General features: G+C 71.3%; 15 protein-coding genes. 2 read left to right on the top strand and 13 right to left on the bottom strand.

Going from position 1 to position 13,318, the window contains the following annotated elements:
- Window positions 1-12: 12 nt before the first annotated feature.
- The 6 genes from rocD to ACWEVS_RS11130 form a co-directional block, all read right to left on the bottom strand.
- Window positions 13-1,221, bottom strand: coding sequence for an ornithine--oxo-acid transaminase (gene rocD, locus ACWEVS_RS11155; RefSeq protein ID WP_354906556.1), 1,209 nt, complete (start codon window positions 1,219-1,221; stop codon window positions 13-15).
- Window positions 1,222-1,223: 2 nt separating this feature from the next.
- A complete protein-coding gene (ddaH, locus tag ACWEVS_RS11150) occupies window positions 1,224-2,021 on the bottom strand; it encodes a dimethylargininase (protein WP_452551124.1) in 798 nt (265 codons plus the stop codon).
- A gap of 50 nt (window positions 2,022-2,071) precedes the next feature.
- On the bottom strand, window positions 2,072-2,584 hold the full coding sequence (locus ACWEVS_RS11145) for an Lrp/AsnC family transcriptional regulator (RefSeq protein ID WP_452551122.1): 513 nt from the start codon (window positions 2,582-2,584) through the stop codon (window positions 2,072-2,074).
- Between the two features lie 213 nt (window positions 2,585-2,797).
- Window positions 2,798-4,159, bottom strand: a complete 1,362-nt coding sequence (locus tag ACWEVS_RS11140; protein WP_452551120.1) for a glycoside hydrolase family 16 protein — start codon at window positions 4,157-4,159, stop codon at window positions 2,798-2,800.
- Between the two features lie 239 nt (window positions 4,160-4,398).
- Entirely contained in the window at window positions 4,399-5,103 is a 705-nt protein-coding gene (locus ACWEVS_RS11135) for a DUF5941 domain-containing protein (protein WP_449916649.1), read from the bottom strand.
- Window positions 5,100-6,611, bottom strand: coding sequence for a CDP-alcohol phosphatidyltransferase family protein (locus tag ACWEVS_RS11130; protein WP_452551118.1), 1,512 nt, complete (start codon window positions 6,609-6,611; stop codon window positions 5,100-5,102). Before ACWEVS_RS11130 ends, ACWEVS_RS11135 begins: the two co-directional genes overlap by 4 nt.
- 118 nt (window positions 6,612-6,729) lie before the next feature.
- On the opposite strand from ACWEVS_RS11130, the gene recO reads away from it, so the two are divergent.
- A complete protein-coding gene (gene recO / locus ACWEVS_RS11125) occupies window positions 6,730-7,467 on the top strand; it encodes a DNA repair protein RecO (RefSeq protein ID WP_354906551.1) in 738 nt (245 codons plus the stop codon).
- The gene (locus tag ACWEVS_RS11120) at window positions 7,464-8,252 is read left to right on the top strand and encodes an isoprenyl transferase (protein ID WP_449916644.1); all 789 of its coding nucleotides are present in this window, start codon (window positions 7,464-7,466) and stop codon (window positions 8,250-8,252) included. The genes recO and ACWEVS_RS11120 overlap by 4 nt, the downstream gene beginning before the upstream one ends.
- Before the next feature lie 99 nt (window positions 8,253-8,351).
- On the opposite strand, the gene ligD is transcribed toward ACWEVS_RS11120, so the two are convergent.
- The 7 genes from ligD to ACWEVS_RS11085 form a co-directional block, all read right to left on the bottom strand.
- Window positions 8,352-9,302, bottom strand: coding sequence for a non-homologous end-joining DNA ligase (gene ligD / locus ACWEVS_RS11115; protein ID WP_452551116.1), 951 nt, complete (start codon window positions 9,300-9,302; stop codon window positions 8,352-8,354).
- A 7-nt stretch (window positions 9,303-9,309) separates the two neighbouring features.
- On the bottom strand, window positions 9,310-9,858 hold the full coding sequence (locus tag ACWEVS_RS11110) for a CGNR zinc finger domain-containing protein (RefSeq protein WP_449916639.1): 549 nt from the start codon (window positions 9,856-9,858) through the stop codon (window positions 9,310-9,312).
- 117 nt (window positions 9,859-9,975) lie between these two features.
- Window positions 9,976-10,365, bottom strand: coding sequence for a Fur family transcriptional regulator (locus ACWEVS_RS11105; RefSeq protein WP_354906547.1), 390 nt, complete (start codon window positions 10,363-10,365; stop codon window positions 9,976-9,978).
- Window positions 10,362-11,198, bottom strand: coding sequence for a metal ABC transporter permease (locus ACWEVS_RS11100; RefSeq protein WP_449916636.1), 837 nt, complete (start codon window positions 11,196-11,198; stop codon window positions 10,362-10,364). The genes ACWEVS_RS11105 and ACWEVS_RS11100 overlap by 4 nt, the downstream gene beginning before the upstream one ends.
- Window positions 11,195-11,977 (bottom strand): metal ABC transporter ATP-binding protein, encoded by a 783-nt coding sequence (locus tag ACWEVS_RS11095; RefSeq protein ID WP_452551114.1) that lies wholly within the window; start codon window positions 11,975-11,977, stop codon window positions 11,195-11,197. Before ACWEVS_RS11095 ends, ACWEVS_RS11100 begins: the two co-directional genes overlap by 4 nt.
- Window positions 11,965-12,912, bottom strand: coding sequence for a metal ABC transporter substrate-binding protein (locus ACWEVS_RS11090; protein ID WP_452551343.1), 948 nt, complete (start codon window positions 12,910-12,912; stop codon window positions 11,965-11,967). The genes ACWEVS_RS11095 and ACWEVS_RS11090 overlap by 13 nt, the downstream gene beginning before the upstream one ends.
- Before the next feature lie 124 nt (window positions 12,913-13,036).
- A complete protein-coding gene (locus tag ACWEVS_RS11085) occupies window positions 13,037-13,231 on the bottom strand; it encodes a hypothetical protein (protein ID WP_452551112.1) in 195 nt (64 codons plus the stop codon).
- Window positions 13,232-13,318 lie beyond the last annotated feature (87 nt).

The following is a 13,318-nucleotide window of genomic DNA, read 5'->3' as shown; positions in this document are numbered from 1 at the left end:
TACCGGGGGTGGCTACCTGAGCGCGGCGATCGCGTCGGCCAGCTGGTCGACGGCGTGGTGCAGGTCCTCCTCGGAGATCACGATCGGCGGGGCGAGCCTGATCGTGGAGCCGTGGGTGTCCTTGGCCAGGATGCCGCGCTCCAGCAGCGCCTTGGACACCGCGCGGCCCGTGGCGAGCGAGGGGTCGATGTCGACGCCCGCCCACAGCCCGCGCCCGCGCACGGTCACCACGCCGTTGCCGATCAGCTCGCGCAGGCGACCGTGCAGGATCTCGCCCAGCCTGGCCGCCCTGGCCTGGAACTCGCCGGTGTTGAGCAGCTCGATCACCGCGTTGGCGACCGCGCAGGCCAGCGGGTTCCCGCCGAACGTGGAGCCGTGCTGCCCGGGCTGGATGACCCCGAGCACGTTCTCGTCGGCCGCGATGGCCGAGACGGGGACCACGCCGCCGCCGAGGGCCTTGCCGAGCACGTAGATGTCGGGCACGACGCCCTCGTGGTCACAGGCGAAGGTCGTGCCCGTCCGGCCGAGACCCGACTGGATCTCGTCGGCGATCATCAGGATGTTGTGCTCCGTGCACAGCTCGCGCACCTGGGTCAGGTAGCCGTCCGGCGGCACGAGCACGCCCGCCTCGCCCTGGATCGGCTCGACCAGCACCGCCACCGTGTGGGCGTCGATCGCCTCGCGGATCGCCTCGGCCGAGCCGTACTTCACGATCTTGAAGCCGGGGGTGTACGGGCCGAAGTCCGCGTGTGCGTCGTCGTCGGTGGAGAAGCTGACGATCGTGGTGGTGCGGCCGTGGAAGTTGTCCTCCATCACGATGATGTTGGCCTGGTCCCGCGCCACCCCCTTGACCTTGTAGCCCCACTTGCGGGCCACCTTGATCGCGGTCTCGACGGCCTCGGCGCCGGTGTTCATCGGCAGGACCATGTCCTTGCCGGTCAGGTCGCCGAGCCCGGCGCAGAACGTGGCGAACTGGTCGTGGTAGAACGCCCTGCTGGTCAGGGTGAGGTTCCTGAGCTGCTCCTGCGCCGCCTCGATGATCTTCGGGTTGCCGTGGCCGAAGTTGAGGCTCGAATAGCCGGACAGGAAGTCCAGGTATCGCTTGCCTTCGACGTCGGTCACCCAGGCGCCGTGCGCCTCGTGGATCACGACGGGCAGCGGGTGGTAGTTGTGCGCGCTGCGGCGCTCGCTTACCTCGATGTGTTCCGCACTGGTGGTCATTGTCAGTTCTCCCCCCTGATTTCCAGTGTGCAGCACTTGGGACCGCCGCCCGCCTTGCGCAGCTCGCTGAGGTCGACGGGGATCACCTCGTATCCACGCCGCTTGAGGTCCAGCTGGAGGTCGTGCGCCTCCACGTTGATCACGACGTTCGTGCCGTCGCTGACGGCGTTGAGACCGAGCACCTCGGCGTCGTCGGCACCCGCGATCACCGCGTCCGGGAACATCCGCCGCAGGACGCGCCGGCTCCCCTCGGAGAACGCTCCGGGGTAGTAGGCGATATTCCGCCCGTGCAGCGGGAACAGCGCGGTGTCGAGGTGGTAGAAGCGCGGGTCGACCAGCTGGAGCGAGACGACGGGGCGGCCCAGGAACTCCTGCGCCTCGCTGTGCGCCTCGCGCGAGGTGCGGAAGCCGGTGCCCGCCAGGATCACCTCGTCCATGGCGAGGAAGTCGCCCTCGCCCTCGTTCACGTGGGCAGGCTCGTACGTCGGGTAGCCACGCTCGGCGAACCAGCTCAGGTAGGCCGGGCCCTCGGCGGCCCGCTCCGGGAAGGCGAAGCGGGCACCGTAGACCCTGCCGCCCGCCACGAGCGCGCCGTTGGCGGCGAACACCATGTCGGGCAGGCCGTCGATCGGGTCGATCAGGCTGACCTGGTGACCGAGCTCCTCGTAGGCCGCCTTCAACCCCTCCCATTGCCTGATGGCGACGGCGCGGTCGGCACCCGCGTCCGGATCCATCCACGGATTGATCGCGTACTCCACCGCGAAGAAGTCAGGTCGGCACATCAGGAAGTGCTTGGGCATGCTGCGGCTCCAACTCGTCGAGGGGGACGGCAGCAGCCTAGGAACAGTGTTTACGCAGGCCAAGCGCCCGATATTGCGCGTTGGGGCGGGTCTGTTGCGTCTTGTGGCATTCCGGCGCCGATCCGTTGCGCCTCGTCCACCAGCCGCGACAGCACGATCGAGCTCTTGGTCCGCACGACGAACGGCTCGGCCGCGATCCGCTCGATCACCCGCTCCACGTGCCGCACGTCAGTGGCCCTGATGTGCAGCAGCGCGTCGGCCTCGCCGGTGATCGTGCAGGCCGAGACCACCTCGGGATGGCGGGCGATCGCCAGGCCGATCGCGGCGGGGGAGGTCTTGCCCTGGCAGAACAGCTCCACGTAGGCCTCGGTGGTCCAGCCGAGCGCCTGCGGGGCGATGCGGGCGCTGAACCCGGTGATCGCGCCCGCGTCGCGCAGGCGGTCCACCCTGCGCTTCACCGCCGACGCCGACAGACCGATGCGCTGTCCGATTTGTGCATATGTCGCTCGGGCATCGTCGACCAGCGCCCCGATGATGTCCCGATCCAACCGATCCAGTTCCACGTCCCCCTGTATACAGCCTGTCCTGTACAGCCAGCGGCTCGGCGCAGGCAGGGCACGCCCGCGTCTCCGGGACGGGCGCGAGATCAGCGTTCAGCGTCGAAACCACGCGGACCGCGTTGGAGACCTGATGCGCTTCAAGGACCAGCCCGCCGAGCGAGGAGAGGTCACGCGCATCGCCCCCGCCGTGGCCTACGACGGCGCGGCGCCGCGACGCTAGGTGGCGAACGTGAACCAGTTGACGTTGACGAAGTCGGCCGGCTGGCCGCTGGCGAAGGTCAGGTAGACCGTGTGCGTGCCGGTGGTCGGCGCGATGTTGGCGGGAACGGTGCGCCAGCTCTGCCAGCCGCCGGTGCTCGCGATCGCGAAGTCGCCGATGGGGGCCGCGGTGGGGCTGCCGAGCCGTACCTGGACCAGACCGCTCACCCCGCCCGCCGCGCCTGAGGCGACGCGCGCGACGAACTGCCGGGCGGGCGTGCTGCCGAAGTTCACGCCGTCGAAGCGGAGCCAGTCGCCGTTGGCGATCGCGCCGACGTTCTGGCCGCCGCCCGTGTCGGTGGTCGCCTCGACGATGGTGCCCGACTGGGCCTGGAAGCGCTCGGCCTGGATGGTGGAGCGGGCGTCGACCCCGCCCGGCGGCTCGGTGGGCGGGTCGGTGGGCTGGGTGCCGCCGCCGCTCTGCCAGACGGCCACGTAGTCGACGACCATCGGCCGGCCCGACACGGTCGCCGCGGTGGGCGTCGGCCCGGCCAGCGCGTTCGGGAAGGCGCCGCCCATGGCCACGTTCAGCAGGAGGAAGTAGCCGGCGTGGCCGGTCATGGCGTTCCAGGTGCCCGCGTCGAACTGGGCCTGGCTGACGCTGTGGAACCGCTGGCCGTCGACGTACCAGCGCAGCTGGTTGGGGGAGACGCTGCGGTCCCACTCGAAGCGGTAGGTGTGGAAGGCCGACTGGCAGGTGGAGCCGGGACACGCCCGGCTGGCGCCGAGCCCGGAGGTCTCGTTGCAGGGCCCGCCCGGGCTGACGCCGCAGTGCAGCACGCCCCAGACCGCGTTGATCCCGTTGACGTTCTCCATGATGTCGAACTCGCCGATGCCCGGCCAGTTCCAGTAGTTCCCCCGGTACGGCGAGCCGAGCGCCCAGAAGGCGGGCCAGTAGCCGAGCGCGGCGTCGCCCGTGACGTCGGGCATCTGGATCCGGCCCTCGATCCGCAGGATGCGGCCGGCGGCGGGCTTGAAGTCGGCGCGGCGGGTCTCGACGCGGGCCGAGGTCCAGTTCTGCCCGCTGCCGATCGGGGTGATGCGCAGGTTGCCCGCGCCGTCGAGGCGGACGTTCGCCGGATCGGCGGTGTAGTTCTGGATCTCCCCGGTGCCCCAGTTGGCGGGGCCGCCGGGGTAGGAGTGCCCGGTGTCGATGATCCAGTTGCCGGAGGACGGCGGGGACCCGGCGGGGCCGTCGAAGTCGTCGGCCCACACCAGGCTCCAGCCGGTGGGGGTCGGCGGCACGGCGGCCACGAGGGCGCCCGCCGCCAGGATCCCGGCCACCGTCGCGGCCAGGCGGGTGAGGAACGTGGAGGGCATGGCGGTTCTCCGTGCGAGCAGGGGGCAACGGACGAGAGAGCGCTCTCTGGCCTTGATGTGACCATGGTATTCCAGCGCTGTCAACCACGTATTGACACCCTGTCGGTGGGCGGGCTAGCTCTCGGAGAGCGCTCTTCGCCGAGGAGATCTGGACCCCCGTACACGCAGCCGGGGCCGCGGTTCATTCACACGGCCCCGGACTGGGAAACCTGACAGGGACTCTCTCCGGAGCCCCGGTGTCAGGCCTTCTCGGCCTCGCCGGTGGCCTGCTCCAGCACCTCTTCGGGCGAGGCCTCCAGGTCCTGCTCGGCGTCGGCGCTGGCCTGCGCCGAGGCCTTGTCGAGCCGTACCCAGCTCGTCACGCTCTCCACCGCGAACAGCACGAACAGGTAGGCCGTCAGCACGTACAGCACCGGGGTCAGCACGCCCAGAGCCGCGCCCACCGCGATGATCAGCAGGCGGACCTCCCAGCCGAGACCGGCCATGAAGACCCACGTGGGCGGCCAGATGCTCTGCCTGGTGCGGTAGACGGTGTCGTAGGTGTGGTAGCCGACCACGTACAGCAGCACGAACAGCAGCCACTTGGGCGCGTCGTAGGCCAGGCCGACCAGGATGACGACGAGGAACTCGGTGCCGCGCAGCAGCGGCGGCACGAGCCAGTCGAGGCGGCCGAGGTGGTCGCGCGCCCCCGTGGGCAGCACGAGCACGATCATGACGGCGACGGAGACGAGCGGCGACAGGCCCGCGACGGCCAGGCCGATCGTCGCCAGGAGCGCGACCAGCAGCGTGGGGACCGGGGGCAGGCCCTTGCCCAGGCGCGAGGCGAGGGCGTGGACCAGCGGACCGTCATCGCGGTAGGCCAGGAGCCTGGCGGTCTGGATGCGGCGCCGTTCCTCGTCGGGGTCGGGAGCGGAGGTGGCGGTGGTCTGCGGCTGCGTGATCATGCGAGAGACCTCATGACGCGTCCAGTGACGGTGTAGACGGAGGCGACGCTTCCCCAGATCAGCAGGGTGATGAAGGTGACCCGGGCGTCGAAGAGGGCGGCGGTGATCGCGATGGCCGCGAACCGCTCGCCGATGGGGAACACGACCATCTTGCGCGCCCAGTAGACGAAGCGGAACTTGCCCGCCTTGGTCCACATCTTGAGCACGCCGCGGATGCCGGTGCTGCGCTCGACCTTGCGCCGCTCCAGCGCCTTGCGCAGGTCGCGGTCGTCGGGCGCGGTCATCGGGGTGGTGGGCAGCGGGGACGGCGCCTTGCGCCGGTTGGCCGCGCCGAAGGAGAAGTCGAGCAGGTGCTTGACCGACTGCAGGGAGATCGCGGCCAGCGCCAGGATCCAGATGTCGTCGCCGTGCCCGGCGACGACGTAGCCGACGGCCAGGCCGGCGAAGACGACGTACTCCTTGAACCTGTCGAACGTCGCGTCGAGCCAGGCGCCGAGCACGCCGAACTTGCGGGCGTAGCGGGCGACCTGGCCGTCGACGCAGTCGAAGACGAACGCGAAGTAGATCAGCACGCCGCCGGCGACCATGCCGAGCCGCTGGCCGGTGGCGAAGCAGAGAGCGGCGGCCACGCCGAGGAAGATGGAGATCAGCGTGACCTGGTTGGGCGTCAGCCCGCGCCGCGCCGCCCAGCGGGCGATGAAGCGGGAGTAGGTGCTGACGAAGTAGGTGGTGAAGAAGCCGTCGGCGCCCTTGACCGCGTTGTTGAGCCTGGCACGGTCCTCGTCCATGCCGGACATCTCGGTGGCGGCCTCGTTGGCCTCGGCCTGGGTGGTGATGCGGCGGAAGAACAGGTCGCGGCGGCCACGGATGCCGACGGAGACGCCCTTGCGGACCAGGCCGAAGATGATCAGCTGGGCCAGGTCGTCCTCGGGGCCGAACAGGTGGGCCAGGTCGGCCAGCTCGCGGCAGGCCTCGGCGAGCACGGGCAGGTTGCGCGTGGTGAGGTGGAGCGGGCCGAGCAGGATCGCGTTGGGCCGGGTGACGGCGTGGTGGGCGGTGCCGACCGAGATGACGCGCGACTTGCCCACGCGGGTGCGGACCATGAGCCCTTCGAGGCTGTTGCCGCCGATCTCGGGCGCCGCCTCCTCGATGGGCACGTCGTAGGCGATCCGCTCGCCGTTCTCGTCCTCCGCGCGCGGCTCCTTGGCCACGAGCGTGATGGCGCCGCGCTTGGCCTTGGTGATCTGGTAGATCAGCTCGTCGTGGATGACCGAGTTCTCGGGCAGGAGGAGGAGGTTCTCCTCGGCCGACTCGGCGATCTGGGCGATGGCGCGCAGGGCGGTGGCGAGATCGGCGCGCTGGACGAGAAGCGGCTGCGGGTCGAGCGAGAGCGCCTGGGCGCGCAGTCGCTCGCCTACGGTGGGCGAGCCGGGGAGGGCGGCCAGCCTCAGGCCGGTCGGAGCGGTGTCGGGGCCGGGCGAAGAGCCCAGCAGGACCACGCGGGTCATGTCACCCTTTCGAGGCAGTTGCGGGGGGTAGAACAACAGGTAAAACAGGGGCAGGTGTCAAAGTCTAGTGAGACTCGGGTAAAGCCGGTCCACCCCAAGGTCACCCTAGACTGGACCAGTGAGTCTCTACCGAGACGAGGGCGTCGTCCTGCGGACCCAGAAGCTGGGCGAAGCCGACAGGATCGTCACCCTCCTCACCAAGCGCACGGGCAAGGTGCGCGGCGTCGCCAAGGGCGTGCGCCGCACCACCTCCAGGTTCGGCGCGCGCCTCGAGCCTTTCACACATGTCGATCTCCAACTGCACGTGGGTCGCACGCTCGACGTGATCACGCAGGCGGAGACCATCCATCCGTACGGCGAGGCGCTGGCCCACGACTACCCCCGCTACACGGCCGGCAGCGCCATGCTGGAGACGGCCGACCGGCTCACCCAGGGCGAGAAGGAGCCCGCGCTCAGGCAGTTCCTGCTGCTGGTCGGCGGGCTGCGCACGCTGGCCGACGGCAGCCACGAGCCCAGGCTGGTGCTCGACGCCTACTTCCTGCGCTCGCTCGCGGTCGCCGGTTACGCGCCCGCGCTGCGGGAGTGCGCCAGGTGCGGCGGCGAGTCGGTGCGCGCGTTCGCCATCGTGGCCGGCGGCGCGGTGTGCGGGTCGTGCCGTCCCGCCGGCGCCGCCGTACCCGCGGGAGAGACCCTCACCCTGATGACGGCGCTGCTGCGCGGCGACTGGGACACGGCCGACGCCTCCGAGGCGCGCCACCGCTCCGAGTGCAGCGGGCTGGTGGCCGCCTACCTGCAGTGGCATCTCGAACACGGCATTCGTTCTCTCCGCCACGTAGAAAGGGAGCCAGCCCGGTGAACGTCCGTCCCCCTGCCCCGCACCCGTCGGGTGCGGTGCCCCCGCCGATCCCGCGGGACCTGGTGCCGAAGCACGTCGCCATCGTCATGGACGGCAACGGCCGGTGGGCCAAGCAGCGCGGCCTGCCGCGGACGGAAGGGCACAAGGCCGGCGAGGCCTCGCTGTTCGACGTCATCGAGGGCGCGCTCGAGCTGGGCATCCCGTACCTCAGCGCCTACGCCTTCTCCACGGAGAACTGGAAGCGCTCGCCCGACGAGGTCCGCTTCCTCATGGGCTTCAACCGCGACGTGATCCGCCGCCGCCGCGACGAGCTCCACGCGATGGGCGTGCGGGTGCGCTGGGCCGGCCGGCCGGGCCGGCTGTGGAAGAGCGTCATCGCCGAACTGCAGGACGCCGAGGAGATGACCAGGAACAACCGCACGCTCACGCTGCAGTTCTGCGTCAACTACGGCGGGCAGGCCGAGATCGTCGACGCCGCGGTCAAGCTGGCCCAGGACATCGCGGCGGGCCGGGTCAAGCCGGGCCGGGTGAGCGAGAAGGTGTTCGCCCGCTACCTCGACGAGCCGGACATCCCCGAGGTCGACCTGTTCGTCCGCTCCTCGGGCGAGCAGCGCTTCTCCAACTTCCTGCTGTGGCAGTCGGCCTACGCCGAGATGGTCTTCCTTAACCGGCTCTGGCCCGACTTCGATCGCCGTGACCTGTGGGAGGCGTGCGAGATCTACGCCAAGCGCGACCGGCGGTACGGCGGAGCCGTCCCCAACCAGGTGGATCCGCCGAGGCGCTAGGGTCGAGCACCTGCGCCTGCTCCGCGGCGTCGTCGAGGTGCCCGAGCACGACCCGATCGACACGCCCGTGCACACCGTGGCGGGCTGAGGCGGTGCCCGTCAGCCCCGGCGGGCGCGGGCCCTGCGCTTGCCCTCGTGCATGGCCTGCACCCTGGCGACGGGGATGGTGTGCCCCTCCTCGACGAGGTCGGCGGGCAGGTCCTGCGGCAGCGGCATGAGCTCGGCCCAGGGGTCGCCGGTGCCCACCAGCCCGGCGGCGGTGCGGACGGTGAAGTCGGCGGGTGCGACCCGGTCGAGGTCGTCCCACGCCACGGGGAACGACACGGGCGCGCCGGGCCGCACGCGCGGGCTGTAGGCGGCCACCACCGTCGCCCCGCCCGCCCTGGTCGAGTCGAGGAACACCTTGCCCTCCCGGTCCTCCCTGATGAAGGCCGTGGTGGCGAGGCCGGGGTCGATCCGCTCGGCCCGCGCGGCCAGGGCCCTGGTGGCGGCGGCGACGTCGGCCATCGCCAGGCCCTCCCGCAGCGGGACGAAGACGTGCAGCCCCTTCGCGCCGCTGGTCTTGACGGCGCCCGCCAGGCCCGCGTCGGCCAGCGCCTGGCGGATCAGCCCGGCGGCGCGCACCACCATCGGGAAGTCGTCGCCGGCGGGCGGGTCGAGGTCGAGGACCAGGTGGGTGGGATGCTCCCAGGCGGCGGCGGTCACCAGCGTCGGGTGGTACTCCACCGCGCGCTGGTTGGCGAACCACAGCAGGGTCCTGCGGTCGTCGCACAGGGCGTAGGAGACCTCCCTGCGGGACGTCTCGGCCCACAGGGTGACCGTACGGATCCAGGAGGGCGCGTAGGACGGCACGTTCTTCTGCATGAAGGGCGCCTGGCCCTGGCGTACCCGCACCACCGACAGGGGCCGCGCGCGCAGCGCCGGCAGGATGCGGTCACGCATCGTGTCGAGGTAGTCGACCAGGTCGCGCTTGGTCACGCCCGCGTCGTCGAACAGCGGCTGGTCGAGATTGGTCAGCGGGACCTGGTCTCTGACCTCGTCGGTGGTCACCGGATCATCATGCCCGCCGCCGCGCCCGGTATGCGGCGACATGCATGCGGTTGCCACAGGTGCGGCTGTCGCAGTAGACGCGTGACCTGTTGCGCGACTCGTCCACGAAGACGTGGTCGCAGTCGGGCGCCGAGCAGGTGCGCAGCCGCTCCCACTCGCCCTCGACCAGCAGGTGCGCGAGCGCGATCCCGCAGTCGGCCGCCAGGTGCTCGGCCAGCGAGGCGTCGGGCGCGAAGTAGTGCATGTGGACCGGGTGACCGTCGTGCTCGGTCAGCCTCGGGGTGATGCGCGTGTCCGTCAGCAGCGTGTTGAGCAGCCGCAGCGCGGTGGCCTGATCGGGTGCGGTGAAGACGCGGTGAAGATCCTCGCGCAGCATCCTGACCTGCCCCAGGTCGCGTGGGGTGAGGGTCTGGATGCCGCTGACCTGGCGCACCCTGACGAACTCGGCCAGGTCGTCGAGATCGCCGAGCCGTTCGTCGCCACCCGTCGACGGTGAGGTGTTCACCAGGTCGACGGCCGTGGCGAGCGAATACACCATGTCATGGCCAAACGGCATGTCAGCTCCTGTCGTGGCCTACTCCAGCGTGGGGGCACAGCGTATCTCCCACGCGGAGTGCCGGGGGCCTTCCTGCGGTGCACATACCCGTTTCGTGCCCTCTGGCACGTCCGGATGTCAGGAGGCGCGCGCGGCGGCCGAGCAGGCGGCGCAGGTGCCGAAGACCTCGACGGTGTGGGTGACCTCGGTGAACCCGTGTTCGGCGCCGACGGACTCGGCCCAGCGCTCGACGTCGGGCCCGGCCACCTCGACCGTGCGGCCACAGCGGCGGCAGACCAGATGGTGGTGGTGGTCGCCGCTGGCGCAGGCGCGGTAGACCGACTCACCGTCGTCGGTGCGCAGCACGTCGACCTTGCCGCCGTCGGCCAGGGCCTGGAGCGCCCGGTAGACCGTGGTCAGGCCGATCTTGGCGCCGTCGGAGCGCATCTCGGCGTAGACGTCCTGCGCGCTGCGGAAACCTTCGCTCCTGCGAAGGGTGTCATGAACGGCATCGCGACGAGTGGTCATGGATTGCTCTCCTGGGTTCGGCCTCGCCGTACGAATCTACCGACCACCAGGGCCAGCACGAAGCCGGCGAGAGCGAGAAGAACGATGGCGGCGCCCGGCGGCACCTTGGCGGAGAAGGTGGAACCCAGCAGCCCGCCGACGGCCGCGAGGACGCCGAAGGCCATCGACAGCAGCATGGTGGCCCGGAAGCCCCTGGTGAACTGCTGGCTCGTGGCCACGGGGATCACCATGAGCGCGCTGACCAGCAGCAGCCCCACGACGCGCATGGCGATCACGACGGTGAGCGCGGCGGTGACGGCGATGAGCAGGCTCAGGAACCGCACCGGCAGCCCGCTGGCCTTGGCCACCTCCTCGTCCTGGCAGAGCACGAACAGCTCCCTGCCGAAGACGGCCACCACCGCGATCACGGCGACGGCCAGCGCGCCGATCACCCACAGGTCCTGGGCGGTCACGCTGGCGATGGCGCCGAACAGGTACGAGGTCAGCTTGGCGTTGCTGCCGCCGGGCGCGATGGAGATCAGCATCACCCCGCCCGCGATGCCGCCGTAGAACAGCAGCGCCAGCGCCACGTCACCGCTGGTACGGCCGCGCGCCCGCACCAGCTCGATGGCCACCGCGCCGACGACCGACACCGCGACGGCGGTCAGCACGGGCGCGGTGCCGGTGAGGAAGCCGAGCGCGACGCCGGTGAGCGCCACGTGGCCGATGCCGTCGCCGAGCAGGGCCAGGCGGCGCTGCACGATGAAGGTGCCGACCAGCGGCGCGCAGAGCCCGACCAGCAGCGCGGCGGCCACCGCCCGCTGCATGAAGGGAAGCTGGAGCAGCTCGATCATGCCTCTGCCCGCCATCCCGCCAGCGGCCCGGTGACGGGCTCCTCGGCGTGCGGGTGGACGTGCTCGTGCCCCGGCTTGGCGCAGTCGCCCTCCGGCCGCGGCGGCACGCCGTCGTGGGCGATCACGCCGTCGCGGACCACCACGCCGCGGGTGATGAGCGGCTCGAGCGGGCCGAGCTCGTGCATGACCAGCACGATCGTCTTGCCGCGGGCCACCAGCGTGGTGAGGGTGCCGGCGAGCAGCCGCTGGCTCTCGGCGTCGACGCCGGCGTTGGGCTCGTCCATGACGTACAGGTCGGGCTCGCCGGCCAGGGCGCGGGCGATGAGCACCCGCTGCTGCTGGCCGCCGGACAGCTGCTGGACCGAGTCGCCCGCCCGGTCGGCCAGCGACACCGACTCCAGCGCCCGCTCGACGGCGAGCCTGTCGGACGCGTCGGTGGGGCGCAGGCGACGCTGGCGGGCGATCCTGCCCGAGGCGACGACCTCGCGGACCGTCGCCGGCACGCCGCCGCCCACCTGCAGCCGCTGCGGGACGTAGCCGACGCGCCACCACTCGCGGAAGCGCGCGGGCGGCCTGCCGTACAGGAGGGTCTGGCCCCCGGACAGGGGGATGAGCCCGAGCAGGGCCTTGACCAGGGTGGACTTGCCCGATCCGTTGGCTCCCATGATGGCGACGACCTCGCCGGAGCCGATGGTCAGATCGACGCCGCGAAGCACGGACCGGCGGTCCAGGGTCACCTGGCCGCCGGTCATGTCGAAGACTGCTGTCACGCTGTGCATCCCAGTGCGGTTCGCAGGGTCGAGAGGTTCTGGCGCATGGCCGTCAGGTAGTCGCCGCTGGACGGCGCGCTCTCCAGGGGGTCGAGCACCGCGGTCTTCGCCCCCACCTCATGAGCGAGGACCTCGGCGACCTTGGGGCTGACGAGGGCCTCGGTGAAGATGGTAGTGACCTTCTCGGCCTTGGCCACCTTGGCCACCTCCGCGATGCGGGCGGGGGACGGCTCGGACTCGGGGTCGAGGGTCAGGCCGACCTGCTTGAGCTGGTAGCGGTCGGCCAGGTAGCCGAAGGCCTCGTGCGCGGTCACGATCGACCTGGCCGAGCAGGTCGACAGGCCCTTGGCGAACTCCTGGTCGAGCGCGGTGAGGGCGGCGGCCGTCTTGGCCGCGCGGTCCTTGAAGGCCTGCGCGTGCGCGGGGTCGGCGGCGGCCAGCCGCTCGCCGAGCTTGGTCGCCACGCCCGCGAACGTGCTGGGGTCGAGCCACAGGTGCGGGTCGTAGGAGATCTCGTGCTCGTGGTCGTGCCCCTCGGCGCCCTCGGCCGCCTCCTCCTTCGCCGGCAGGGTCCGTACGGCGGCGGCCGCGTCGAACTCCTTGCCGGCCCCGTTCTGCTCGACCGCCTCGTCCACCGCGGGCTGCAGCCCCTTGACGTAGGCGGTGAGCGTGGCCCCGCCGATCTCGGCGACCTGCTGCGGCGTCAGCTCCAGGTCGTGCGGCTCGACCCCGGGCGCGGTCAGCGTCGCGACGGTCGCGTCCGGACCGGCGACCTGCTCGGTCAGCCACTGCAGGGGGTAGAAGCTGGCCACGACCTTCGCCTTGTCGCCGGCCTCGACGGCGGCCACGGGCTCGGGCTCGGCGGCGCCCGCTCCGCAGGCGGCGGTGGCGGCCAGCAGCATCCCGCCGGAGATCAAGGTGAGGAAACGGGTCTTAAGGGGCATCACACCACCCAGTATGAACCAGAATGAAAATGGTTGTCAAAATCTCTTCAGGGTGCCGGCCGTCGGCAGGAGGCCGTGCGCCCCGGCCGGCATTCCCTCCCACCCCTGGCCCCCGGACCCGGACCTACTCCTGGACCTGGACCTGAACCCACTCCTGGACCTGGACCCGGACCTGGACCCGCGCCTGGATCTGGGCCTGGGTCTGGACTCGGGCCTGGACCATGGAGCCGGAGCCGGAGCCGGAGCCGGAGCCGGGCTCGGAGCCGGAGCCGGGCTCGGAGCCGGGCCAGGGCGCAGGCCCTGTGGCGCGGACGTTCATCGGGGCGCCTCTGCGGAAACCCGCGAGCGTCGCTTCTTCTTCCAGGCGGCCGGACTCCCCGGCGGGCGGGACCGGCCCGGGTCCATG

Source organism: Nonomuraea sp. NPDC003754 (assembly GCF_053605785.1).
Note: the sequence above shows the minus strand (reverse complement) of the source record. Positions and strands in the feature narration are given on the sequence as shown.